This window comes from Allobosea sp. P4_H5 (assembly GCF_056400825.1).
Genome location: NZ_JBFUKM010000001.1, coordinates 452,562 through 473,565 on the forward strand (window position 1 = coordinate 452,562; position 21,004 = coordinate 473,565).

The 21,004-nt window shown below is 66.6% G+C and carries 22 protein-coding genes; 12 read left to right on the plus strand and 10 right to left on the minus strand.

Annotated features, from left to right (window positions below):
- The first annotated feature begins 65 nt into the window (after positions 1–65).
- A complete protein-coding gene (locus AC1DS0_RS02180; protein WP_476812746.1) occupies positions 66–500 on the plus strand; it encodes a hypothetical protein in 435 nt (144 codons plus the stop codon).
- Here AC1DS0_RS02180 and ade read toward each other — a convergent pair.
- Positions 497–2,197 carry an adenine deaminase gene (ade, locus tag AC1DS0_RS02185; RefSeq protein WP_476812747.1) on the minus strand — a complete coding sequence of 567 codons (1,701 nt, stop codon included), beginning with the start codon at positions 2,195–2,197 and terminating at the stop codon, positions 497–499. The two genes, AC1DS0_RS02180 and ade, sit on opposite strands and share 4 nt — an antisense overlap.
- An 89-nt stretch (positions 2,198–2,286) precedes the next feature.
- On the opposite strand from ade, the gene AC1DS0_RS02190 reads away from it, so the two are divergent.
- The 4 genes from AC1DS0_RS02190 (at position 2,287) to AC1DS0_RS02205 (ending at position 6,025) form a co-directional block, all read left to right on the plus strand.
- Positions 2,287–2,985, plus strand: a complete 699-nt coding sequence (locus AC1DS0_RS02190) for a metal-dependent hydrolase (RefSeq protein ID WP_476812748.1) — start codon at positions 2,287–2,289, stop codon at positions 2,983–2,985.
- Positions 2,986–3,116: 131 nt separating this feature from the next.
- Positions 3,117–3,404, plus strand: coding sequence for an Asp-tRNA(Asn)/Glu-tRNA(Gln) amidotransferase subunit GatC (gene gatC, locus AC1DS0_RS02195; protein WP_152014666.1), 288 nt, complete (start codon positions 3,117–3,119; stop codon positions 3,402–3,404).
- Between the two features lie 62 nt (positions 3,405–3,466).
- A complete protein-coding gene (gene gatA / locus AC1DS0_RS02200; RefSeq protein ID WP_476812749.1) occupies positions 3,467–4,981 on the plus strand; it encodes an Asp-tRNA(Asn)/Glu-tRNA(Gln) amidotransferase subunit GatA in 1,515 nt (504 codons plus the stop codon).
- Between the two features lie 156 nt (positions 4,982–5,137).
- On the plus strand, positions 5,138–6,025 hold the full coding sequence (locus tag AC1DS0_RS02205) for a PhzF family phenazine biosynthesis protein (protein WP_476812750.1): 888 nt from the start codon (positions 5,138–5,140) through the stop codon (positions 6,023–6,025).
- Positions 6,026–6,176: 151 nt separating this feature from the next.
- Here AC1DS0_RS02205 and AC1DS0_RS02210 read toward each other — a convergent pair whose 3' ends face one another.
- Both AC1DS0_RS02210 and AC1DS0_RS02215 read right to left on the minus strand, forming a co-directional pair.
- Positions 6,177–6,539: an MmcQ/YjbR family DNA-binding protein gene (locus AC1DS0_RS02210; RefSeq protein WP_476812751.1), complete on the minus strand. Its 363-nt coding sequence runs from the start codon at positions 6,537–6,539 to the stop codon at positions 6,177–6,179.
- Between the two features lie 103 nt (positions 6,540–6,642).
- On the minus strand, positions 6,643–6,849 hold the full coding sequence (locus AC1DS0_RS02215; protein WP_476812752.1) for a DUF1127 domain-containing protein: 207 nt from the start codon (positions 6,847–6,849) through the stop codon (positions 6,643–6,645).
- Between the two features lie 135 nt (positions 6,850–6,984).
- On the opposite strand from AC1DS0_RS02215, the gene AC1DS0_RS02220 reads away from it, so the two are divergent.
- Positions 6,985–8,493 carry a winged helix-turn-helix domain-containing tetratricopeptide repeat protein gene (locus AC1DS0_RS02220; RefSeq protein ID WP_476812753.1) on the plus strand — a complete coding sequence of 503 codons (1,509 nt, stop codon included), beginning with the start codon at positions 6,985–6,987 and terminating at the stop codon, positions 8,491–8,493.
- A 105-nt stretch (positions 8,494–8,598) separates the two neighbouring features.
- Positions 8,599–9,000: a GFA family protein gene (locus tag AC1DS0_RS02225; RefSeq protein WP_476812754.1), complete on the plus strand. Its 402-nt coding sequence runs from the start codon at positions 8,599–8,601 to the stop codon at positions 8,998–9,000.
- 6 nt (positions 9,001–9,006) lie between these two features.
- On the opposite strand, the gene AC1DS0_RS02230 is transcribed toward AC1DS0_RS02225, so the two are convergent.
- On the minus strand, positions 9,007–10,077 hold the full coding sequence (locus AC1DS0_RS02230) for a malate/lactate/ureidoglycolate dehydrogenase (protein WP_476812755.1): 1,071 nt from the start codon (positions 10,075–10,077) through the stop codon (positions 9,007–9,009).
- A gap of 183 nt (positions 10,078–10,260) precedes the next feature.
- On the opposite strand from AC1DS0_RS02230, the gene AC1DS0_RS02235 reads away from it, so the two are divergent.
- Together AC1DS0_RS02235 and AC1DS0_RS02240 are read left to right on the plus strand one after the other, a co-directional pair.
- Positions 10,261–10,656 (plus strand): HesB/IscA family protein, encoded by a 396-nt coding sequence (locus tag AC1DS0_RS02235; RefSeq protein ID WP_476812756.1) that lies wholly within the window; start codon positions 10,261–10,263, stop codon positions 10,654–10,656.
- Between the two features lie 6 nt (positions 10,657–10,662).
- Positions 10,663–11,037, plus strand: a complete 375-nt coding sequence (locus tag AC1DS0_RS02240; protein WP_476812757.1) for a TfoX/Sxy family protein — start codon at positions 10,663–10,665, stop codon at positions 11,035–11,037.
- Here AC1DS0_RS02240 and AC1DS0_RS02245 read toward each other — a convergent pair.
- Both AC1DS0_RS02245 and AC1DS0_RS02250 read right to left on the minus strand, forming a co-directional pair.
- Complete coding sequence (locus tag AC1DS0_RS02245) at positions 10,997–12,055, minus strand: GGDEF domain-containing protein (protein ID WP_476812758.1); 1,059 nt, start codon at positions 12,053–12,055, stop codon at positions 10,997–10,999. The two genes, AC1DS0_RS02240 and AC1DS0_RS02245, sit on opposite strands and share 41 nt — an antisense overlap.
- 99 nt (positions 12,056–12,154) lie before the next feature.
- Entirely contained in the window at positions 12,155–13,627 is a 1,473-nt protein-coding gene (locus AC1DS0_RS02250; protein WP_476812759.1) for a DEAD/DEAH box helicase, read from the minus strand.
- Between the two features lie 274 nt (positions 13,628–13,901).
- Here AC1DS0_RS02250 and AC1DS0_RS02255 point away from each other — a divergent pair, with 274 nt between their 5' ends.
- Positions 13,902–14,609 carry an alpha/beta fold hydrolase gene (locus AC1DS0_RS02255; protein WP_476812760.1) on the plus strand — a complete coding sequence of 236 codons (708 nt, stop codon included), beginning with the start codon at positions 13,902–13,904 and terminating at the stop codon, positions 14,607–14,609.
- Between the two features lie 3 nt (positions 14,610–14,612).
- On the opposite strand, the gene AC1DS0_RS02260 is transcribed toward AC1DS0_RS02255, so the two are convergent.
- Positions 14,613–14,873: a hypothetical protein gene (locus AC1DS0_RS02260; RefSeq protein ID WP_476812761.1), complete on the minus strand. Its 261-nt coding sequence runs from the start codon at positions 14,871–14,873 to the stop codon at positions 14,613–14,615.
- A 170-nt stretch (positions 14,874–15,043) separates the two neighbouring features.
- On the opposite strand from AC1DS0_RS02260, the gene AC1DS0_RS02265 reads away from it, so the two are divergent.
- Positions 15,044–16,189, plus strand: a complete 1,146-nt coding sequence (locus AC1DS0_RS02265) for a peptidoglycan-binding domain-containing protein (protein WP_476812762.1) — start codon at positions 15,044–15,046, stop codon at positions 16,187–16,189.
- A 7-nt stretch (positions 16,190–16,196) separates the two neighbouring features.
- Here AC1DS0_RS02265 and AC1DS0_RS02270 read toward each other — a convergent pair whose 3' ends face one another.
- Both AC1DS0_RS02270 and parE read right to left on the minus strand, forming a co-directional pair.
- Positions 16,197–17,111, minus strand: a complete 915-nt coding sequence (locus AC1DS0_RS02270) for a LysR family transcriptional regulator (protein WP_476812763.1) — start codon at positions 17,109–17,111, stop codon at positions 16,197–16,199.
- A gap of 165 nt (positions 17,112–17,276) precedes the next feature.
- Complete coding sequence (gene parE / locus AC1DS0_RS02275) at positions 17,277–19,340, minus strand: DNA topoisomerase IV subunit B (protein WP_476812764.1); 2,064 nt, start codon at positions 19,338–19,340, stop codon at positions 17,277–17,279.
- A 300-nt stretch (positions 19,341–19,640) separates the two neighbouring features.
- Between parE and AC1DS0_RS02280 the strand changes: the two genes are divergently transcribed.
- Positions 19,641–19,841 carry a hypothetical protein gene (locus AC1DS0_RS02280; protein ID WP_476812765.1) on the plus strand — a complete coding sequence of 67 codons (201 nt, stop codon included), beginning with the start codon at positions 19,641–19,643 and terminating at the stop codon, positions 19,839–19,841.
- 18 nt (positions 19,842–19,859) lie between these two features.
- Here AC1DS0_RS02280 and AC1DS0_RS02285 read toward each other — a convergent pair whose 3' ends face one another.
- On the minus strand, positions 19,860–20,996 hold the full coding sequence (locus tag AC1DS0_RS02285; protein ID WP_476812766.1) for a glycosyltransferase: 1,137 nt from the start codon (positions 20,994–20,996) through the stop codon (positions 19,860–19,862).
- Between the last annotated feature and the right edge of the window lie 8 nt (positions 20,997–21,004).

The window sequence follows — 21,004 nt, forward strand, 5'->3', positions numbered from 1 at the left end:
CCGGAGCTAATCACGACGGCGGTGCGGCCGACGATATGGCCGCGCGGATTTCGTTTGGGGGGACTATGAAGACGATGCTCATCGCCGCATGCGCCGCGGCGTTGCTGGCCGGCTGTCAGACGACAGAGCAGGCGGCCCAGACCATGCGCAGTGACTGGATTGGCGAGAGCGCCGATTCCTTCTTCGTCGCCAACGGTCCGCCGGTTTCGAGCTTTCCGCGCGATAGCGGCGGTCAAATCTACACCTGGCGTGGGGGCGAGGCGAGCATCATCCGGCCCGGCAGCTACCAGACCCGGCGTGTCCCGACGCAGACGCTCGACGGGCGCCGCAGCACCACGACGACGGTGACCTATCAGCCGCCTCAGCGCGTCAACTATGTCTGCGAGGCCCAGATCGCCGCCGACGCGCAGGGCATGATCGAGTCGATTCGCATCAGCCGCGACACCGGCGGGATGTTCCTGTCGTTCTCGCGCTGCAGCGAGCTCTTCAATCGGGGCTAGACAAAGTCGAATCGATCAACATCGACAAGGCCTTTGTCGGTGATCTTGAGATGCGGGATCACCGGCAGGGTCAGGAAGGCGACCTGCAGGAACGGCTCGGCCAGCACGACGCCGAGCGACTTCGCCGCCGCGCGCAAGCCTTCCAGCTCGTGCCGCACCGTCTCGAAAGGCTGGTCGCTCATCAGCCCGGCGACGGGCAGCGCAAGCTCGGCCACGACCTTGCCGCCCTCGGCCACCGCGAAGCCGCCACCGGTCTCGATCAGCCGGTTGGCCGCCGCCGCCATCGAGGCCTCGTCGACACCGACGACGCAGAGATTGTGGCTGTCATGCCCGACCGATGAGGCGATGGCGCCGTGCTTCATGCCAAAGCCATGGACGAAGCCGCTGGCGATGCCGCCATTGCGACCATGGCGCTCGATCACCGTGACCTTGACCGCGTCCTGATCGAGATCGGACAGAGCGAAGCCATCTCGTTCTGGCAGGCGCATCAAAAGGCGCTCGGTGATGATCCTGCCCGGCACGACGCCGATCACCGGAGTACCGCCATCGCGCGCCTCCGCCGCGAAATCCTCCGGCGCGAGCCTGCGGCTGCGAACGCTGCCGAGGCCGACGGGCGGAACCGCCTTCCTGTCCGCGAACAGCCCATCCTCGACCAGTCGGCCGCCGGCGAACACCTGTTTGATACGGCAAGTGGCGAGATCGTTGACCAGCACGATGTCGGCGCGCTTGCCGGGGCCGATGAAGCCGCGGTCGAACAGCCCGAAATTCCGCGCCGCCGACAGGCTCGCGATGCGATAGGTCGCGAGGATGTCGGCGCCGTGCGCGATCGCGGTGCGGATCATGTAGTCGAGATGGCCTTCCTCGGCGATGTCGAGCGGGTTGCGGTCGTCGGTGCAGAAGGCGAGGAAGGGCGAGGCGTCGCGCGTGATCAGCGGGATCAGCGCATGCAGGTCCTTCGAGACCGAGCCCTCGCGGATCAGGATGGCCATGCCCTTGGCGAGCTTTTCGCGGGCCTCGTCGGCCGTCGTGGTCTCATGGTCGGTACGGATACCGGCGGAGAGATAGCCGTTGAGATCGAGCCCGCGCACCAGCGGCGCATGGCCGTCGATATGCCGGTGCGAAAAGGCTTCCAGCTTGGCGAGGCAGCCGGGATCGCGATGCAGCACGCCAGGGAAGTTCATGAACTCGGCAAGGCCAATCACCTTGGGATGGTCCATGAACGGGGTGAGGTCGGCAGCCTCGAGCGCCGCGCCCGCTGTCTCCAGATGCGTCGCCGGCACGCAGCTCGAGAGCTGGACGCGCAAATCCATCCGCATCGCCTCGGCGCAGGCGAGGAAATAGCGGATGCCCTCGGCGCCGAGCACGTTGGAAATCTCGTGCGGATCGCAGATCGCGGTGGTGACGCCGTACGGCAGCACGCAGCGCTCGAATTCGAGCGGCGTCACCAGCGAGGATTCGACATGCAGATGCGTGTCGATGAAGCCGGGGACGGCGATCAGGCCGGCAGCATCGAAGCTCGCCTTGCCCTCATAGCGGCCATAGGTGCCGACGATCGTGTCACCGCAGAGTGCGATGTCGGTCTCGACGAGATCGCCCGAGACGAGGTCGAACAGCCGTGCGCCGCGGATCACGAGGTCGGCCGATTCGTCGCCGCGCCCTTGCGCGATCCGGCGGGCGAGGGTGGCTGCGTCGGTCATAGGTGAAGCTCCGGGTTCAGGCCGGCTTGGCTACGCCATCTCGCCGGCCTAGACAGGCGCTGTCCAGTCGCCTTTTCGCGGAGACCATCATGCAGCTTACCTGGTTCGGCCATTCGGCGTTTCGGCTCGACCTGCCCGGCGCTTCGGTCCTGATCGATCCGTTCTTTACCGGCAATCCGGCCTTCGAGGGCGATGTCGCGGCGGCGAGCAAGGGCGTCAGCCATATCGTAATCACCCACGGCCATGGCGATCATGTCGGCGATACGCTCGCCATCGCCGCAGCGAACGATGCCACGGTGATCACCAACTACGACCTGTGCATGCACCTCGCCTCGAAGGGGCTGAAGACGTTCCAGCCGATGAACACCGGCGGCAGCGTCGATCTCGGCGCCTTCTCGGTGACGCTCGTCCGCGCCGATCATTCCGCCGGAATGGGTGAGGCGGGCGTCGCTGTCCCGGTCGGCAACGCCAATGGCGCGATCATCAAGGCGCCGGGCGAGAAGACGCTCTGGCACATGGGCGACACCGATATCTTCTCCGACATGGCGTTGCTCGCCGAGATTCATGGCGTCGAGGCCTGCATCTGTCCGATCGGCGATCGCTTCACCATGGGCGCCAGGACGGCGGCGCTGGCGATGACCCGCTTCGTCAAGCCGAAGCTCGCGATCCCCTGCCATTACGGCTCCTTCCCGATCATCGCCCAGGATGCGGCCGTTTTCGTCGAGGGGCTGAAGGGCAGCAGCGTCGAGGCGCTGGTGCCGGAGAAGGGCAAGGCGGTCACGGTCTGACGCCACCATCATTCTGGGGCGTGCACTCCCGGCGGACCGCAAGTAAGTGCTGACTTACTGGCGGTCCCCGCGCTATAGCGCTGGCGAACCATTACCGGCGCCGTTGCGCCGATCCCTGCAGGAGCCAGCCCATGTCGGTCGACGCCGCCACCGTCAAACGCGTCGCGCATCTCTCGCGCATCGCCGTCGATGATGCGGATGTGCCGAAGCTGCAAGGCGAGCTCAACGCTATCCTCGGCTTCGTCGATCAGCTCAACGAGCTCGACGTCACAGGTGTCGAGCCGATGACCTCGGTGACACCGATGGTGATGAAGAAGCGCCAGGACGTCGTGACCGACGGCGAGATCGCCGACGAGATCGTCGCCAATGCGCCGGCCTCCGAGGACGACTATTTCATGGTGCCGAAGGTGATCGAGTGAGCGCCTGACGCGCTCCGCTTACCCTCATCGCCCGTTCCTATTACGTTTTACGGATATTTCCCGTGACCGATCTCACCCGCCTGACCCTGACCGACGCCCGCGACGGGCTGAAGGCCAAGCAGTTCTCTGCCACCGAACTAACGAAGGCGCATATCGCCGCCGTCGAGCAGGCGCGCGCGCTCAACGCTTATGTGCTGGAGACGCCCGAGCATGCGCTGAAGCAGGCCGCCGCCTCCGACGAGAAGCTCGCGAAGGGCGAGGCCGGTCCGCTCGAAGGCCTGCCCCTCGGCATCAAGGACCTGTTCGCAACCAAGGGCGTGCGCACCACCGCCTGCTCGCGCATCCTCGGCAATTTCGTGCCGGCCTATGAGTCGACGGTCTCGTCGCAGCTCTGGCGCGACGGTGCCGTCATGCTCGGCAAGCTCAACAATGACGAGTTTGCCATGGGCTCGTCGAACGAGAGCTCGGCCTTCGGCCCGGTGGTCAATCCCTGGCGCCGCCAGGGGTCGAATGTCGGGGCAGGGGCTGCCGGCGCGATCGAGGGCAACCATCTTGTGCCCGGCGGTTCGTCCGGTGGCTCGGCCGCGGCCGTTGCCGCGCATCTCTGCCTCGCCGCCACCGCGACCGATACCGGCGGCTCGATCCGCCAGCCGGCCGCCTTCACCGGCACGGTCGGCATCAAGCCGACCTATGGCCGCTGCTCACGCTGGGGCATCGTCGCCTTCGCCTCCTCGCTCGATCAGGCTGGGCCGATCGGCAAGACCGTGCGCGACACCGCCGTGATGCTGCGCTCCATGGCCGGGCACGACCCGAAGGATACAACCTCGGTCGACCGCCCCGTGCCGAACTACGAGGCGGCTGTCGGCCGTTCGATCAAGGGCATGAAGATCGGCATTCCCCGGGAGTATCGCCTGGAAGGTCTCAACCCCGAGATCGACGCGCTCTGGCAGCAGGGCATCGACTGGCTGAGGGCTGCAGGGGCCGAGATCGTCGAGATTTCGCTGCCGCACTCCAAATACGCGCTGCCGGCCTATTACATCGTCGCGCCGGCGGAAGCCTCGTCCAACCTCGCCCGCTATGACGGCGTCCGCTACGGCCTGCGCGAGCAGGGCCGCGACATCGTCGAGATGTATGAGAAGACCCGCGCCGCCGGCTTCGGCGCCGAGGTCCGGCGCCGCATCATGATCGGCACCTATGTGCTGTCCTCGGGCTATTACGACGCCTATTACCTGCGCGCCCAGAAGGTGCGCACGCTGATCAAGCGCGATTTCGAGCAGGTCTACGACCAGGGCATCGACGCGGTGCTGACGCCGGCGACGCCGTCCTCCGCCTTCGGCATCGGCGAGAAGGGCTCGGCCGATCCGGTCGAGATGTATCTCAACGACGTCTTCACTGTGACGGTGAACATGGCCGGCCTGCCGGGCATTGCCGTGCCGGCCGGCGTCGACAGCCAGGGCCTGCCGCTCGGCCTGCAGCTGATCGGCAGGCCCTTCGACGAGGAGACGCTGTTCTCGCTCGGCCAGGTCATCGAGGAGGCGGCTGGCCGCTTCCCGGTCAGCGAGCGCTGGTGGGCCTGAGCACCGGACCGAAAAGTGGAATCCACTTTTCGGGCGAATCCGGTGCGGCTGGATCAGAGCCCATCGGCGCTTGATCGGTCGCATTCCGAATCCTGACTTCCCCGGCGCTGCACCGGGTGGCAGTCTTCGCGCCTGATCAGGCTGCCGGAGACCGCCATGCCGTCCTATCCGTTCGAAACCGTCGACGTCTTTACCGACCGCCGTTTTGGCGGCAACCAACTCGCCGTCTTCACCGATGCGCGCGGCCTCTCGGATGCCGAGATGCAGGCGCTGGCGGCGGAGATGAACTACAGCGAGACGACCTTCGTGCTGCCGCCGAGCGATCCGGCCAACACGGCGCGCGTCCGCATCTTCCACCGCACTGCCGAGATGCCCTTCGCCGGCCATCCCAATGTCGGCACCGCCTGCGTGCTCGCCGGCCATGGCCGCGACCGCGACGGCATCCTGCTGTTCGAGGAGATCGCGGGCCTCGTCGAGGTCCGGATCGCGCGCGATACCGCCGGGCTGGTGACGGGCGCGACCATCGCCGCGCCGCAGGCACTTTCGCTCGACATCCAGCTGACGCCTGACGCGATCGCCGCCTGCGCCGGGCTCAGCCCGCAGGACGTCCTCACCGGCCGCCATCCGCCGCAGCAGGCCTCGGTCGGTGTCAAGTTCGTGCTGGCCGAGGTCACGCCGGAAGCGTTGACACGGGCGACGCCGGACATCGCCGCCTATCGCCGGCTCGAACAGGCCAATCCGGCCCTTGAAGGGCGGCTGTCGATCTTCTTCTACGCCTGGGACGGCGACAGGGTTCGCGCCCGCATGTTCGCGCCGCTCGCCGGCACCTGGGAAGATCCTGCAACCGGCAGTGCCAGCGCGACGCTGGCGGCGCTGACCCTGTCGCTCTCCGACAAGGACAGCGTGGCGTTCGAGATCGCGCAGGGCGTCGAAATGGGCCGGCCGAGCCTGCTGCAGGTCGCGGCGCGGCGTGTCGGCGGCGATATCCGCGCCACCGTCGGCGGCGGTTGCGTGCCGGTGCTGCGCGGCGAAGCGACGCTGTGAGGAGCTCCGCTCTATAGAGCGCGGGTCGTCCCGGCCGGAGCGAAGCGCAGAGCCGGGACCCATGCCTGAACCTTCGTCGGTTAGGCTCAGGCATGGGTCCCGGGTCTCCCTGCGGTCGCCCGGAGTGACTCGCGCGTTTGGAATGGGAGGATCAGGCGGATAGCCCGAGTTCAGCACGCAGCTTCCGCGTCAGCCCTGCCGCGACCAGCCGGTGGCTCTCGCGCAGATAGTCGCGGAAGGCGTCGTCCGGCAGGCCCTCGTCGGAGAAGCGCTGGATCCACTTCATCCCGCGCGAGGCAAGATAAGGCGCCGGGCGGCAGCCGGGCGCGTCGCGCAGCATCTCATAGGCCAGCGGCGAGCATTTGAACGAGACGAAGAGGGCTCCCTCGGCATCGTCGCGACCGAGCGCGAACACCTTGCCGCCGACCTTCCAGACATCGGCGCCGCCCCATTGCACGACATGCGTGGTTACGGGCAGGGCAGCGCAGAAGGCGTTGTATTCGGCGAGTGTCATATCGTCCTGCTGTCGTGGGGGCGCTGCGTCGGATCGATTGATAGCCCAAACGACACCCGTTGGTGACGGGAGCCGCCGCTTCGATCCACATCGTTCAAGCGCGCTACCTCCGCCAGAAGGGCTTGGCGATCTCCATCTCGACTCGCTGTTTCGTCAGGCCGATATCTTTGAGCAGATGCGGATTCTCCTGCGCCATCTGCGCCAGCTTCCAGCGGACGCGAATCCGCTCGCGCCAGGTCGCGAGGATGCCTCGTTGATCGGCCGTTCCGGTATGGCCCGCATGCGACGCGAGAGTGGGAGCATCGTTCATGGCAACCTCCCATGGTTCGTGAGCGCTCTGCGCCCGGAGTGAAGGGAGGTCTCGTTCTGCGCGATGCAGGCGGCGCGGTCCTTTAGCCCGCCCGAAGAGTTCCAAAAACTTCCAAACGGGCTATGGATTCAGCCCATGCAGGGATCGCGCTTCGCCTTCGGCCCTTTCGTGCTCGATTCAAGCGCGGGAACGCTCCTTGAGAACGATATCCCTGTCACCGCCAGCTATCGCGGCCTGAAGCTCCTTGCGGCACTCGTCGGGCGGCCGCGCGATATCCTGAGCAAGGCCGAACTGCTGGATGCAGCCTGGCCGGGACTGGCGGTCGAGGAGGGCAATCTCACCGTCCAGATCGCGCAATTGCGCAAGCTGCTCGGCGCCCCCGCCGATGGCGGCGAATGGATCGCGACCATCCCGCGCATCGGCTATCGCTTCGTGGGGACCGTCGAACAGCTTGGCGATGCGACGCGGAAGCCCTTGCCTCTGCCCGGCAAGCCGTCGATCGCCGTGCTGCCTTTCGTCAATGTCAGCAACGACCCTGAGCAAGAAAGCTTTGCGGACGGACTGACCGAAGACCTGATCACGGATCTGTCCAGAACCGCGGAGCTCTTCGTCATCGCGCGCAACTCGGCCTTTGCCTACAAAGGCCAGGCGAGAGATGCGCGCGCGATCGCCGAGGAGCTCGGCGTGCGCTATCTGCTGGAGGGAAGCGTCAGGCACGCCGCCGGGCGAGTACGTATCAATGCCAAGCTCATCGATGCCTCGAACCGCGACCATCTCTGGGCGGAACGCTTCGACCGCAAGCTGGACGATATCTTCGCCGTTCAGGACGAGGTCACGGCCCGGATCATCGAGGCCTTGCTCGGCCGGCTGCGCACCCCGCCGCCCCGTCAGCGGCCGAAAAGCCTCGAAGCCTATGACCTCTGCGTGCGTGCGCGCCGGCTGATGGACGATGCGCCCCAGGCGGCGCAGGAAGCGCATCTGCTGCTGACGCGCGCGATCGCGCTCGACCCGGACTATGCCGAAGCCTATCGCTGGCTGGCCTTGAACCATTGGATGGGCTGGGTGCACTCCGGCGGCCCGACGGAGGCGTCGCGCGGGATCGCCCTGGATCTGGCGCGCAAGGCCGTGGCGATCGATCCCGCTGATGCCGGCTGCCGCTGGGCCTTAGCCTATCTGCTCGCCTATGAACGCAGCTTCGCCGAGGCGGACACGGAATTCGCTAGGGCGCTAGCACTCGATCCGAACGAAGCCGATGCCTGGGCGGCGCTCTCCGATATCACCGTCCTGGCCGGGCAGATCGAGGACGGTCTCGAACACATCCGCAAGGCCTTCCGGCTGAACCCGTTTCCGGCGAGCTGGTACTATCTGCCTCTCGGCCAGGCGCTCTATGCCGCCGGCGAATATCAGGCTGCCGTCGAGGCGTTGCGCCGGGACGAGACCCATCGGACGAGCTCGCGCCGTTTCCTGGCGGCGAGCCTCGCTCAATTGGGACAGCTTGATGAGGCGCGCGCCGAGGCCGAGCTCTTCCTGGTCGGCAATCCGGATTTCAGCATCCGCCACTGGGCGATGATGGAGCCTTTCCGCGACGATGCCTTGCGCGAGCGCTTCGTCGCCGGCTTCCGCAAGGCCGGCCTGTCGGAGTGAAGCGGCCCAACACTGGTCATACGGGCAGAGACATCGTCAGATCGAGACTCTGGAACCGGTCCGGCCATAGCCCGTTGATCTGCCGCTCGACAATGTGAGGCGACGATGAAACTCTCGGGCGGCTGCAATTGCGGACAGGTCCGCTACGAGCTCGACGGCGAGCCGGTCCGTGTCGGGATCTGCCATTGCGAGACCTGCCGGAAAGGCTCCGGCTCGACCTTCTCCTATTTCGGCATCTGGCCGAGGGCGAGCGCGACCCTGTCCGGTGAGCTCGCTTGCTGGCAGAGCCGCGCCGGTGGCGAGCGCTTCTGCCCGGCTTGCGGCTCGCTGCTGTTCTGCTGGGCGGAGGGCTCGGACGAAATCGAGATCAAGCTCGGCACATTGGACAGCCCGCCCAGCGCACTGGTTCCGGCCTATGAGCTCTGGACCATCCGCCGCGAGCCCTGGCTGGCGCACCAGAGGGGCGCCGAGCAGCATAGGCGCGATCGTGAGGAGCTCGACACCTAATCGCCGTTAGAAATTCTCGGCATCGACACCATGAGCCTTGGCGGCGGCGACGATCTGCGACCAGGTCTCGTCGTCGAGCGGAATGCCGTCGCGCTCGCGCTCGATCCGCGTCGCGCGCTCCTTGTCGCCCGGCGCCAGCACGGGCTGGGACGGATCCTGTGGCGCGGCAGCTCGGACGAATTTGAGATAGCTCTCGATCCGCTGCTGACGTAAGGCCGCATCCGGCTCGAGCCGGGCAGGGTCGATCAGCACGCCGAACAGCGAATTGATGATCCAGGTCTTATGCGGCTTCTCATCGATACGGGCCGCGCCCATCAGCCCGGCCGAGAGCAGTTCGGCGATCAGCGAGAGGCCGGCGCCCTTGTGATCGCCGAAGGGCAGCAGTGCGCCGAGCGGCACATCTGGCTGCGCGAAGACGTGGCGGGGCTCGACGGTCGGCCGGCCTTCGCCGTCTATGATGTAGCCTTCCGGTACATCGACGCCCTTGTTGAAGGCGACGCGGGCCTTGCCATGCGCCATGCGGCTGGTGGCGAAATCGAGGATCAGCGGCTCGCCGCCGGGCACCGGCAGGCCGATCGAGATCGGATTGGTGCCGAAGCGTGCCTGCTTGGCGGCGAAGGGCGCGACGATCGGCGGTCGGCCGGCGACATTGACCCAGAACACCGAGATCAGCCCGGCAGTCGCCGCGACCTCGGAGTAATGCCCGATGCGGCCGATATGGTGGGAATCGAGCAGGTTGAGCACGGCGACGCCACCTGTCTGCGCGATGGTGATGGCGCGGTCGACAGCATTGCGGGCCGTCGGCTGGCCGAGCGCGACATTGCCGTCGACGATCAGGAAGGAGCCGAGCTCGCTGCGGACAGCGAGCTTGGACTGCGGCTTCAGATTGCCGTCGGCGAGCGAGTTGAAATAGAGCGGCAGCATGCCGACGCCATGGCTGTCATGGCCGCTGAGATTGGCCAGCACCAGATGCTCGGCCGTCTCCTTCGCCTCGTCCTCGCTCCAGCCGGCGGCGGTGATCATAGCGCGAGTGAGGGCACGGAGCGCCTCGGGCCGGTGCAGGCGATAGGATGTCATGGCTGTCTGTCGGATGCTGGGATGATGTGGCCAGAGTGCACGGGCGTGCGCTCCATGCAATGGACGCAAGCAAATGGCGCCGTCCCGGCCGGTGCATCTCGACGTTGCGCTCACCAATCCTTATGTTGCTGTCAGCAATCCTGTTTTCACCGGACCTTGAATCCGGTCGAGGAGGGACGAGGAATGTTTTCGATACCCGGCCTGAAGGTGGTTTCGCTGACCGATGCCGCCGCTCGGCGCATTCGCGAGATCATGGCGCAGTCGGCGCGCGACAATCCGGATTCGCCGGCGCTCGGCTTGCGCGTCGGCGTCAAGAAGGGCGGTTGCGCCGGCATGGAATACACCTTCGAGGTCGCGCGCGCGGCCGGGAAGGGCGACGAGGTCGTGACCGAGAAGGACGCGACCGTGATCGTCGACGCCAAGGCGGTGCTGTTCCTGCTCGGCACCGAGCTCGACTTCAAGACTGACCGCTTTTCCTCGACCTTCGTCTTCAACAACCCGAACCAGGTCTCGGCCTGCGGCTGCGGCGAATCGGTCGAGATCAAGCCGCGTTCGGAGACGGTGCTGGCGGCCCAGTAGCCAGCGATGGATGCCGCCGCCGTCGCGGAACTGTTCGCGCCGGTGGTTGCGGTTCGTACGCGCCGCATGTTCGGCGGACTCGGCATCTATGCCGGCGAGGCGATGTTCGCGCTCGCCTTCGATAGCGAGATTTTCCTGAAGACGACGGAAGCGATGCGGCCGGAACTCATGGCGGTCGGCAGCGAGCCCTTCCGCTACATGGCGCGCAGCCGCGAGCGCGAACTTGGCTATTGGCGTTTGCCGGCGGCGGCTTTCGACGACGAAGATGTGCTGCGCCACTTCACTGAGCTCGCGCTTGCCGCGGCGCGCGAGGCAGCGCTCAAGAAAGGTATCAGGCCGCTCAGGCGACCTTCGCGGCGTCCTGGATCGCGTCCTCGGTGACGGTGCGGTTGCGGCCGTCGCGCTTGGCCTGCAGCAGCGCATTGTCGGCCCGCTCGACGATCGAGCTCGCCGTGTCGCCGCGCCGATAGACCGAGACGCCGAGCGAGATGGTGATCCGCCCGAGGCTCTCATTGGTCGAGCGCTTCACCAATTCGCGGGTCAGCAGCGCCTGGCGCACCGTCTCGGCGCCGAACTTGCCGGCGACGACATCGGCTTCCGGCAGGATGATGGCGAACTCTTCGCCGCCGAAGCGGGTGATGGTCGCCTTGTCCTTGAACTTGTCCTTCATCGTCCGGGCGACCAGGCGCAGCACCTGATCCCCCGTCAGATGTCCGTGCATGTCGTTGAAGTGCTTGAAGAAGTCGATATCGGCCATGACAAGGGCGAAGGGCTCGCGCCGCAGCGTCGCCTGATCGATCGCCTTCTGCAGCATCTCCTCGAAATGGCGGCGATTGGCGAGGCCGGTGAGCGGGTCGGTCAGCGCCTCGGCCCGCGTCGATTCCAGCGCCTCGCGCAGATTGCGGATCTCATGCGCGCTTTCGCGCAGCTGGCCTTCGAGCTGGGTCTTGCGGGCGACCTCCTCACGGGTCGACAGGACCAGCGCCTCGACCCATTCGCGCAGCTTCTGCCGGTCGGCGGACGGGGGTACTTCCTCCGACATGGCGCAGAGCCGGCCATGATACTGCTCGCTGGAGCTGAGCGCCCGGTCGACCAGCACCATCATGCTCTCGATCTCGGCGAGCACCTGCAGGCTGGTGCGCTCCGCCTGTCGCGACAGGCGGTCGGTGCTGACGAATTTCTCGTAGAGCGTGTCGATGTCGGCGACGCCGACTTCGCCATTGCTGGCGGCGATCACGGCCTGCATCGCCATGCTGAGCGCCGGCATCTCGCCGCTGAGATGGGCGTACCAAACTTCGAAAGCGCGCGGATACCCAGGGGAATAATGCTGTCGCATCGCTGCGACGACCTGCTCGGCGAGGTCGTGAGCCTGCGGCGAGCCTGAGCTGCTGTTGGTCATGACATCCTGTCCCCTGCCGAGCGCGAAATTCTTCCGCGCCCGCTACGCGCCTGACCCTAGGACAGACGAAGTTAAAGCAAGGTTGCCAGGAAACGTGTTTTAGCCGACGCGGACGGGGCGCAGCAGGAAGGCAGGGACGTGGTCGCCGAGGCCCTTGACCTTGGGGCCGTCATCGAGGTCGTCGCGGCGGGGAGACCGGCCACGATTGCCGTGCGGCGCGCCGTTGCCGGAGGCTTCTTCGCGACGCGGCGCGCGCGGTGCCTCGTTGCTGCGCGCAGCCTCCACCTCGGCCCGTTCGGGGCGGCTTTCGGACCGAGCGTGCTCGCTCCTTGGCTCGCCCCGCGGCGGCTTGCCATCGCGTCCACCGCGTTGCGGGCGGCCGGCCTTTCGGTCGTCGCCACGGCGGCCACGGCGCTCTTCACGCGGCTCGGCTGCCGGCAAGCTCTCGAGGCCCGGCCCGGCCCATTCGATGCTCTGGCCGGTCAATTTCTCGATCGCGGCGAGGAGCTTGTCGTCATGGCGGGTGACGATGGTGAAGGAGGCGCCCTCGCGGCCGGCGCGGCCGGTGCGGCCGATGCGGTGGACATAGTCCTCGGCATGGGTCGGCACATCGAAATTGAAGACGTGGCTAACAGCGGGGATATCGAGGCCGCGCGCCGCGACATCGCTCGCGACCAGGATCGGGTTCTCGCCCGTGCGGAAGGAATCGAGCGCCGCCATGCGGGCGTACTGGTCCATGTCGCCATGCAGCGCGACGGCCGGGAATCCGTGCTTCAGCAGGGACTTGTGCAGCGTCGCTACATCGCGCTTGCGGTTGCAGAACACGATCGCGTTCTGCAGATCCTTGGCGTCCTTGATCAGCTTGCGCAGCGTATCGCGCTTCTCGTAGTCCTGATTGTGCGAGGCGACCAGGCGCTGTGTGATGGTCGCGGCGGCGGTCGCCGGCCTGGCGACTTCGATGCGAACCGGATTGTGCAGGAACTGCTCGCTGATCCGGGTAATCTCAGGCGGCATCGTCGCGGTGAAGAACAAGGTCTGCCGCGTGAAGGGAACAAGCTTGCAAACCCGCTCGATGTCCGGGATGAAGCCCATGTCGAGCATGCGGTCGGCTTCGTCGATGACGAGCAGCTCGACGCCGGTCAGCAGCAGCTTGCCGCGCTCGACATGGTCGAGCAGGCGGCCGGGCGTAGCGATCAGCACGTCGACGCCACGGGTGATCTTGGCATCCTGGTCGCCGAAGGAGACGCCGCCGATCAGCAGCGCCACCGAAAGCTTCTGGTTGACGCCGTAGCGGACGAAGTTTTCCTCGACCTGCGCGGCGAGCTCGCGCGTCGGCTCCAGGATCAGCGTGCGCGGCATCCGGGCCCGGGCGCGGCCGGTCTCCAGGATGGTCAGCATCGGCAGGGTGAAGGCCGCGGTCTTGCCGGTGCCGGTCTGGGCGATGCCGAGCACGTCCTTGCGGGCGAGCACGTGGGGGATAGCCTGGGCCTGGATGGGGGTAGGCGTCGTGTAGCCGGCGGTCGAGACCGCGGTTAGAACCTTATCGCTCAGGCCGAGTTCGGCAAAAGACATCGATAGTTGCGCTTCTCAAGGGTCGGGGACACGTGGCGGGATGACCGATCGACCGCAACGGTGGCGCGACTTTGCTGGGTTGCGCGCCTTCGGACGCCCGTGCAATGCAGAAAAAACGGGGCAAAGTCAACATTCTAGAGCCTCTTCCGATCTGCTTGCATCGCAAGGCGGTCGTCCGAACGGTCTCTGAACAAAAAATGGGTACGGATTCACGACCGGCTTGCTTCAACCTGGTCGGGTCAAGCCAGAGCAGGATTGGTGAAGAGTGAGCACGATGCAGAGCAAGATACCCGAAGCACTTGTCCTGGTCCCCGGCCTGAATTGCACGCCTGCACTCTATGCCCCGCAATGGCTCGCCTTGGCTTCGGGCCGGCAGATTCTGGTCGCTGACAACGCCACCGACGACACGATCTCCGCCACGGTCGAGCGTTTGCTGGCTACGGCACCTGAGCGCTTTGCGCTGTGCGGGTTGTCTATGGGCGGCTATGTCGCCCTGGAGGCGATCCGTCGTGCACCGGAACGGGTGACGCGACTTGCCTTGCTCGACACCACCGCCAAGCCGCCGACGCCCGAGACCAACGCGCCGCGCGAACAAATGATCGCGCTGGCGGAGAAGGGCGCCTTCGACAATGTCGTGGCCTTGCTCTGGCAGAAGCTGGTCGCGCCCGACCGGCTGGCCGACGAGGCGTTGCGGCTGGAGGTGCGGGCGATGGCCGAGGCGGTGGGACCGCTAGGCTTCATCCGCCAGCAGCGCGCCATCATGGGCCGGAGTGATGCCAGGCCGGTCCTGAAGACGATATCCGTCCCGACGCTGGTCGTGGTCGGCGCAGAGGACGCGATCACGCCGCCCGACGAGGCACGCGAGATCGCCGGCTGCGTCGGGACGAAGGCGCGTTATCTGGAAATACCGGGCTGTGGCCATCTGTCGACGCTGGAAGCGCCGGAGATTGTCACGGCGGTTTTGCGCGACTGGCTCGCTTAGGGCTCAGCGCGGGACCACGCAGGGGTCGAGTTTCGTCTCGTTGGCGCGCTTGACGATCGAACCGGTGACCAGCGGGTCGATTGCCTGGCCCTTCGCCGCGGCCTGGGCGACCTCGCGCATCGCGTCGCGATCGAGCTGTGCGGTGTGGTTCGAGACGAAATTGGCAGCGATGACGGAAAGGAAGGCGATCGCTGCGCCGGCCTTGGCGACATCGGCGACCATGGTGCCGCGCTTGTTGCGCAGGAAGGCGATGACGAGCTGCATCGCAGAACTCCGGAAAGCAAATGGCGTGGATCGCCGATAGACAGAGCATGCGGCAGCGGCTGTAAAAACTTGGTTAGCGAAGCGTCTCTCGCTCAGTTCGCGATCGCTTGGCGCGAATAAACGACTTACGCTAGGACAGTCAGTGGTCGTCACCGTCAAAGGGGCGTCGCATGCTGAAACTGGGTGCCCGGGGTGAGCCGGTCCGCTTGCTGCAGAACCAGCTCAACCTGCTGCCGACGCGGCTCGTCAAGCTCCTCGTCGACGGCATCTTCGGCACGCGGACACACGGCCGGGTACTGGAATTCCAGGGCAACAATCAGCTCGAGAGGGATGGCGTCGTCGGCCCGCTGACCCTCGATCTGATCGCCAATCTGCTCAAGAATCTCAACAACATCCTGCCGGTACCACCACCCATGCCGGTTCCCAAGAAGCCGTCGGTAGTCCGGCTGGTCACCGACGAAATCCTGGGCACCTTTCCCTCCGCGAACAACCTGATCACGCAGGTCATCCCGCCGATCGCGGTCATCCAGACCGCGACCTACAAGCAGGGGGCGGGTGGCCCGCCATTGGATTTCCAGATCATGCCGGCGACGACCGGGCGGCTCGCGATCTTCGCCGCCCGCAACAAAGACGGCATCGAGCGCGCGGTGATCCTGCTGCTGCCGGCGCAGGTCAAACCGGATCGCCTGCTGATCTGCATCAGCCACGGCTTCGGCGGGCAGGGGCCGAAGACGCGGGCCAGACTCGCGGCGCTGAACTGGACCAACCCGCTGTCGAAGCCCTTGATCGACTATGTGCTGCTGAACCACGTCGTCAATCGCTGGGGCGCCCAGACGCTTGCGGCCCAGAAGCGCAATCTCGGCTACATGCAGATCGTCCGTTCCGGCGCAGCCGGCGGCGAGCTCGGGCCCTTCGCGAGGGATGCCGCCTTCCTGCGGCAGGTGCTGACCGAGATGAGCGATCTCACCAACGGCGCCTTCTCGTTCGACACCCTGGAGACGATGACCTTCTCGAGCGGGATCAGCGATCACAACCTGTTCGTCTCGCATGCCGAGAAGCAGTTCGACATCGCCGCCAGCTATGCCATCGATCCCGTACCGCAGACACGGCCGGCGACCTCCAAAGGCAAGAAGCGGCTGTTCCGCAGCGGGGTGACGTCGCAAGGGCCGCCGCTGCCCGGCTCGGATTTCCTGCCGGTCGGTCGCTGGCGCAATGAATGGGCGAATTTTCGCCTGAAGACCGACGGCGAATACGACTACATGCACAATTGGACGATGCCGTTCTACTGCCTCTATCTCGGCATCCAGACCTCCTAGCAGGCGCTCAGCCGCGTCCCTCCAGCTTGCCACGATGCTCGCGGAACAGCTGGCGCAGCCCATCGAGAACCGCCAGTACCGCCGGCCGCTGTCGGCTGCTCTCATGCGAGACCAGGAATATCTCGTCGGCGGTCGCCTCGGGCGGCTCCTCCAGCCGGATCAGCCCCGCATCGGCATCCGCCAGGAAACAGGGCGCCATCGAGACCGCGCCGGACGAGCGGATGCTCTCATAGCGCGCGGCGGAATCGCCGACGCGGGCGGCGATCGGCCGTCCGGCCGCCCAGGCGAGGATGTGCTGCTCGATCCGCGAGGAGACGTCGCGGCTGACCGAGATCACCGGCGCGGTCGTCGGATCGACATCGCGGCGGACATAGAAGGCCTGCGCCAGCTTGCCGACCTTCTGGCCGAAATAGCCGGCGTCACCCGGCGGCTTGCGCATGCGGATGGCGATCTCGGCCTCGCCGCGCGCCAGGTCGAGCCGATCGCGGGTGCTGATGATGACGATCTCGATGCCGCCCGCAGCAGCCGAGAGGCGGGCGGCGTGCTGGGTCAGGAACAGGCTGATCGACGTCGTCGCCGTGATGCGGACGGGTGCGTCGCCGCGGGCGCGGGCGGCGTTCGCCCGCGTCTCGAAGCGCGCGACGGCCTCGGCCGCCGCTGTCGCATCCTCGGCGAGCGAGAGGCCGATCTCGGTCGGGATCAGCCGGTTGGCGCCGCGCTTGAACAGCGGCAGGCCAAGCCGCGCCTCGAAGGATTTCAGGCGTCGCGCGACCGTCGTCTCGCTCAGTCCGAGCGCAGACGCTGCCAGAGCGAGGCCGCCTGTGGCGGCGATGGCGTGGAAGATTTCGAGATCGGCCCAGAGCGAGGTCTGGGCCGAGGCCAGGGCATCGCGTCGAGATGGAGAGGCAGGAGGCTCGCCCATGTGCTCAAGGGCCGGAGATAGGGCGCGGACTCGTGGCGCTGGGCGGGATCATGGTCGGCATCGTGCGGGTCGGTCGACATGCGCCCAAGGTGAGCGCATGTCGGTGGCAAGACAGCCCGGCAGGCTTGCCGGGGAGCCCGGCGCGCAAGCCGGCCAAGCTTCGCCTCACAGGTCGATCAGCTCGCCGGCGAAGGCGGCCCGCTCCTGGATGAAAAGGAACCGCGCTTCCGGCTTGTTGCCCATCAGCCGCTCGACCGTGTCGGAGGTCTCTTCCTTCGCCTCGTGGTCGACCATGACCTTGAGCAAGGAGCGCTTGCTCGGGTCCATCGTGGTCTCCTTGAGTTCGGCCGGCATCATCTCGCCCAGGCCCTTGAAGCGACCGATCTCGGGCTTCTTGCCCTTGAAGACTGTCTCGATCAGCTCGTCCTTGTGGGCATCGTCCCGAGCATAGACGGACTTGGTGCCATGACGCAGCCGATAGAGCGGCGGCACGGACAAATAGAGATGCCCCTTCTCGATCAGGCGCGGCATCTGGCGCCAGAAGAAAGTGACCAGGAGCGAGGCGATATGGGCGCCGTCGACGTCGGCGTCGGTCATCACGATGACCTTCTCGTAACGCAGGTCGTCCTCGCGGAACTGGCTGCCGATGCCGCAGCCCAGCGCCAGGATCAGGTCGGCGAGTTGCTGGTTGGCATTGAGCTTTTCGCGCGTCGCATTGGCGACGTTGAGGATCTTGCCGCGCAGGGGCAGGATCGCCTGGTTGGCGCGATTGCGCGCCTGCTTGGCTGAGCCACCGGCGGAATCGCCCTCGACGATGAAAAGCTCGGAGCCTGCCGCGCCAGCATTGCTGCAATCGGCGAGCTTGCCGGGGAGCCTAAGCTTGCGCGTCGCGGTCTTGCGCGAGACTTCCTTCTCGAGGCGCCGGCGCTGGCGCTCCTCGGCCCGGTCGACCGACCAGTCGAGCAGCCTCAGCGCCTGCTGCGGCGAGGCGGCGAGCCAATGGTCGAAAGCATCGCGTATCGCGTTCTCGACGATGCGGGCCGCTTCCAGCGTCGCCAGCTTGTCCTTGGTCTGGCCCTGGAATTCCGGCTCGCGGATGAAGACCGAGAGCATGGCGGCGCAGGTCGCCATGACATCGTCGGCGGTGACCTGCGCCATGCGCTTTGACTGGCCGATGCGCTCGGCATGGTCGCGCAGGCCGCGCAGCAGGGCGATGCGCAGGCCGGATTCATGCGTGCCGCCTTCCGGCGTCGGAATGGTGTTGCAGTAGGACGAGGAGAAGCCGTCCTCACCGGTCGCGAGCCAGGCCACCGCCCATTCGAGCGAGCCGTGGCCGCCTTCCTTGGTGATCTTGCCTGAGAAGATCGGCTCGGCGACGAGGTCCTTGCCCTCGATCTCGCGGGCGAGATAGTCGCGCAAGCCTCCGGGGAACTTGAATACTGCCTCGGCCGCGACGTCGCCTTCCGGCTGCAAGCGCGACGGCGCGCAGCGCCAGCGGATCTCGACGCCGCCGAAGAGATAGGCCTTGGAGCGGGCCATGCGGAACAGCCGCGCCGGGACGAAATGCGCGCCTTCGCCGAAGATCTGCGCATCGGGATGGAAGCGCACGCGGGTGCCGCGCCGGTTCGGCGCCCGGCCGACTGTCTCCAGCGGTCCGAGCGGGATGCCGCGCGAGAAACTCTGGCGATAGAGCATCTGGCCGCGCGCGACCTCGACCTCGACCAGATCGGAGAGCGCGTTGACGACGGAGACGCCGACGCCGTGCAGACCGCCCGAGGTCTCGTAGACCTTGGAGTCGAATTTTCCGCCGGCGTGCAGGATCGTCATGATCACTTCGAGCGCCGACTTGTCCGGGAACTTCGGATGCGGGTCGATCGGCATGCCGCGGCCATTATCGGTCACCGCGAGCGAGCCGTCGGCGAAGAGCTCGACATCGATGAAGCTGGCATGGCCGGCGACGGCCTCGTCCATGGCGTTGTCGATCACCTCGGCAAAGAGGTGGTGCAGCGCCCGCTCGTCCGTGCCGCCGATATACATGCCTGGCCGGCGCCGTACCGGCTCCAGCCCCTCGAGCACCTCGATGGTGGACGCGTCGTAGCCAGCCTCGGAGGCCGTGCCGCTGCGCGGGGGTGGGGTAGGGCGCGCGGCCGGCTTCGGCGCAGGGGCGGGCGCACGCGATTCCTCGCGCATCTCCTTGCCGCCATCTTCGCCGAAGAGATCGTCCGTCATCGTCACCGCACTCGCTGATTCGCTCAGATCGCAGGATAGCGTATCGGCCTGCCGACCGCCTGCCGGAGCCCCTATAACCCGCCGCTCTCCCGCAATAAACCGATCGGATTGCCGCCGGAAGTCAGGATCAGCGAGACCGTCGCCGAACCGTCATCCCGGGATGGCACAGCCGGCCAAGGAACCTTGGCCGCCGCTGGTCGGTTCAGCAGCCGTTAAGGGCCTCGGTTTCATCATCGTGATGCGAATCGGGACTGGTCCCGACAGCGCATTCGGCTAAGCTGGCTAGAGGGGGAAGGTCTCGTGGCGTCGCGTTCCGCAGTACCCAATATCCGCATTGTCGGCCTCGAGCGGGCCGCGCGTTTCGCTGGCGAGGCCTTCGCCTACGAGGAACTCTCCAGCGCCGAGACGCGGCACGATGCCGAGAGCGCGCAGCTGCGACGGCTCTGGTGGGGCGCCGCCATCGTCGCGTTGATCGGTCTGGCGATCGTCGCGCTGCGCTGAGCGCCGCGGATTCGTAATTCAGGCAGGCGCCTTCAAGCCGTCATAGAAGCTGAGATGGGCGAGGGCGGCTTCGTCCCATAACCTGGCGAGATCGACGCCGATCGCCTCCGCCTTGCGGGCCTGGGCGGCGAGCACGGCTTCGGCGAAGCGCTCGGGCGTGGCGTCGACCGGGCAGAGCACCGTCGCCGGATTGTCGATCTTCGCCTTCAACGCCAGCGCAAGCGCGAACTCGTCCTGCCGCTCCGGTTCGGTCGAGACCAGCGGGATCGCGAGCTGGCTGACCGCCTGGAAGCTGCCGCGCCGCGTGCTGATCCCGTCGGTGAAGGGCAGCAGAAAGACATCGGCGGCGCAGAGCGTCGCCATCAGCTCGCTTTCGTCGTCGATCCGGCCGCGGAAATCGAGCCAGTCGGCGACGCCGAGCTCACTCGCGAGCGCAAAGAAGGCTTCGCGATCGCCAGGTTTGTCCCACAGGAAATCGCCGCAGATCAGCAAGCGCGCCTTGACGCCGCGCTCATGCAGCGCCTTCGCCGTGCGCAAGAGGACATCGGGCCGCTTGCTGGCATAGAGCACGCCGAAATAGCCGATCACGATATCGGCTTCGCTTGCGCCGCTGCCGCGCAGCTTCACCCGTTCCGCCGCGACCCGCTCGGGATCGATCCGTGCCGGCATGATGTTGGGGCCGATCGGGATGACCGGCGCCGCCCGCTTCTTCGCCGCGCCGACCAATGGCGTCGTCAGGAAGTTCTCGCGCTGTTGCGGCGAGACGAGGACGAAGCCGTCGCAGGCCAGGATGTCCGGTACCATCGAGAGATAGCGCAGGCGATTGAGCGAGGCCCATTCGTGCAAGGTGATGGCGATACGGCCCTTGCGGGTCATCAATCGCGCCGCCATCAGCGCCGAGCCCGGCACGACGCTGTTGCCCCAGCCTTCGATCGGCATCTGGAAATGCACGATGCGGTCGCGGCGCAGTTCCTCGGCGATGGCGCCGATGAAGGCGGCCGGGCGTTCCGGTTCGATCGTCCGGATCGCGACGAGGCCTGGACGCAACGCATTGACGGCGCCGGCAAGCCGATAGGCATAGTCCATCACCGCGCAGGTGACGGGCCTGGCCGAGCCGAAGATGACGACGGAGGGGGCGGGAGAGGGTGAGTGCATGCGCCTGC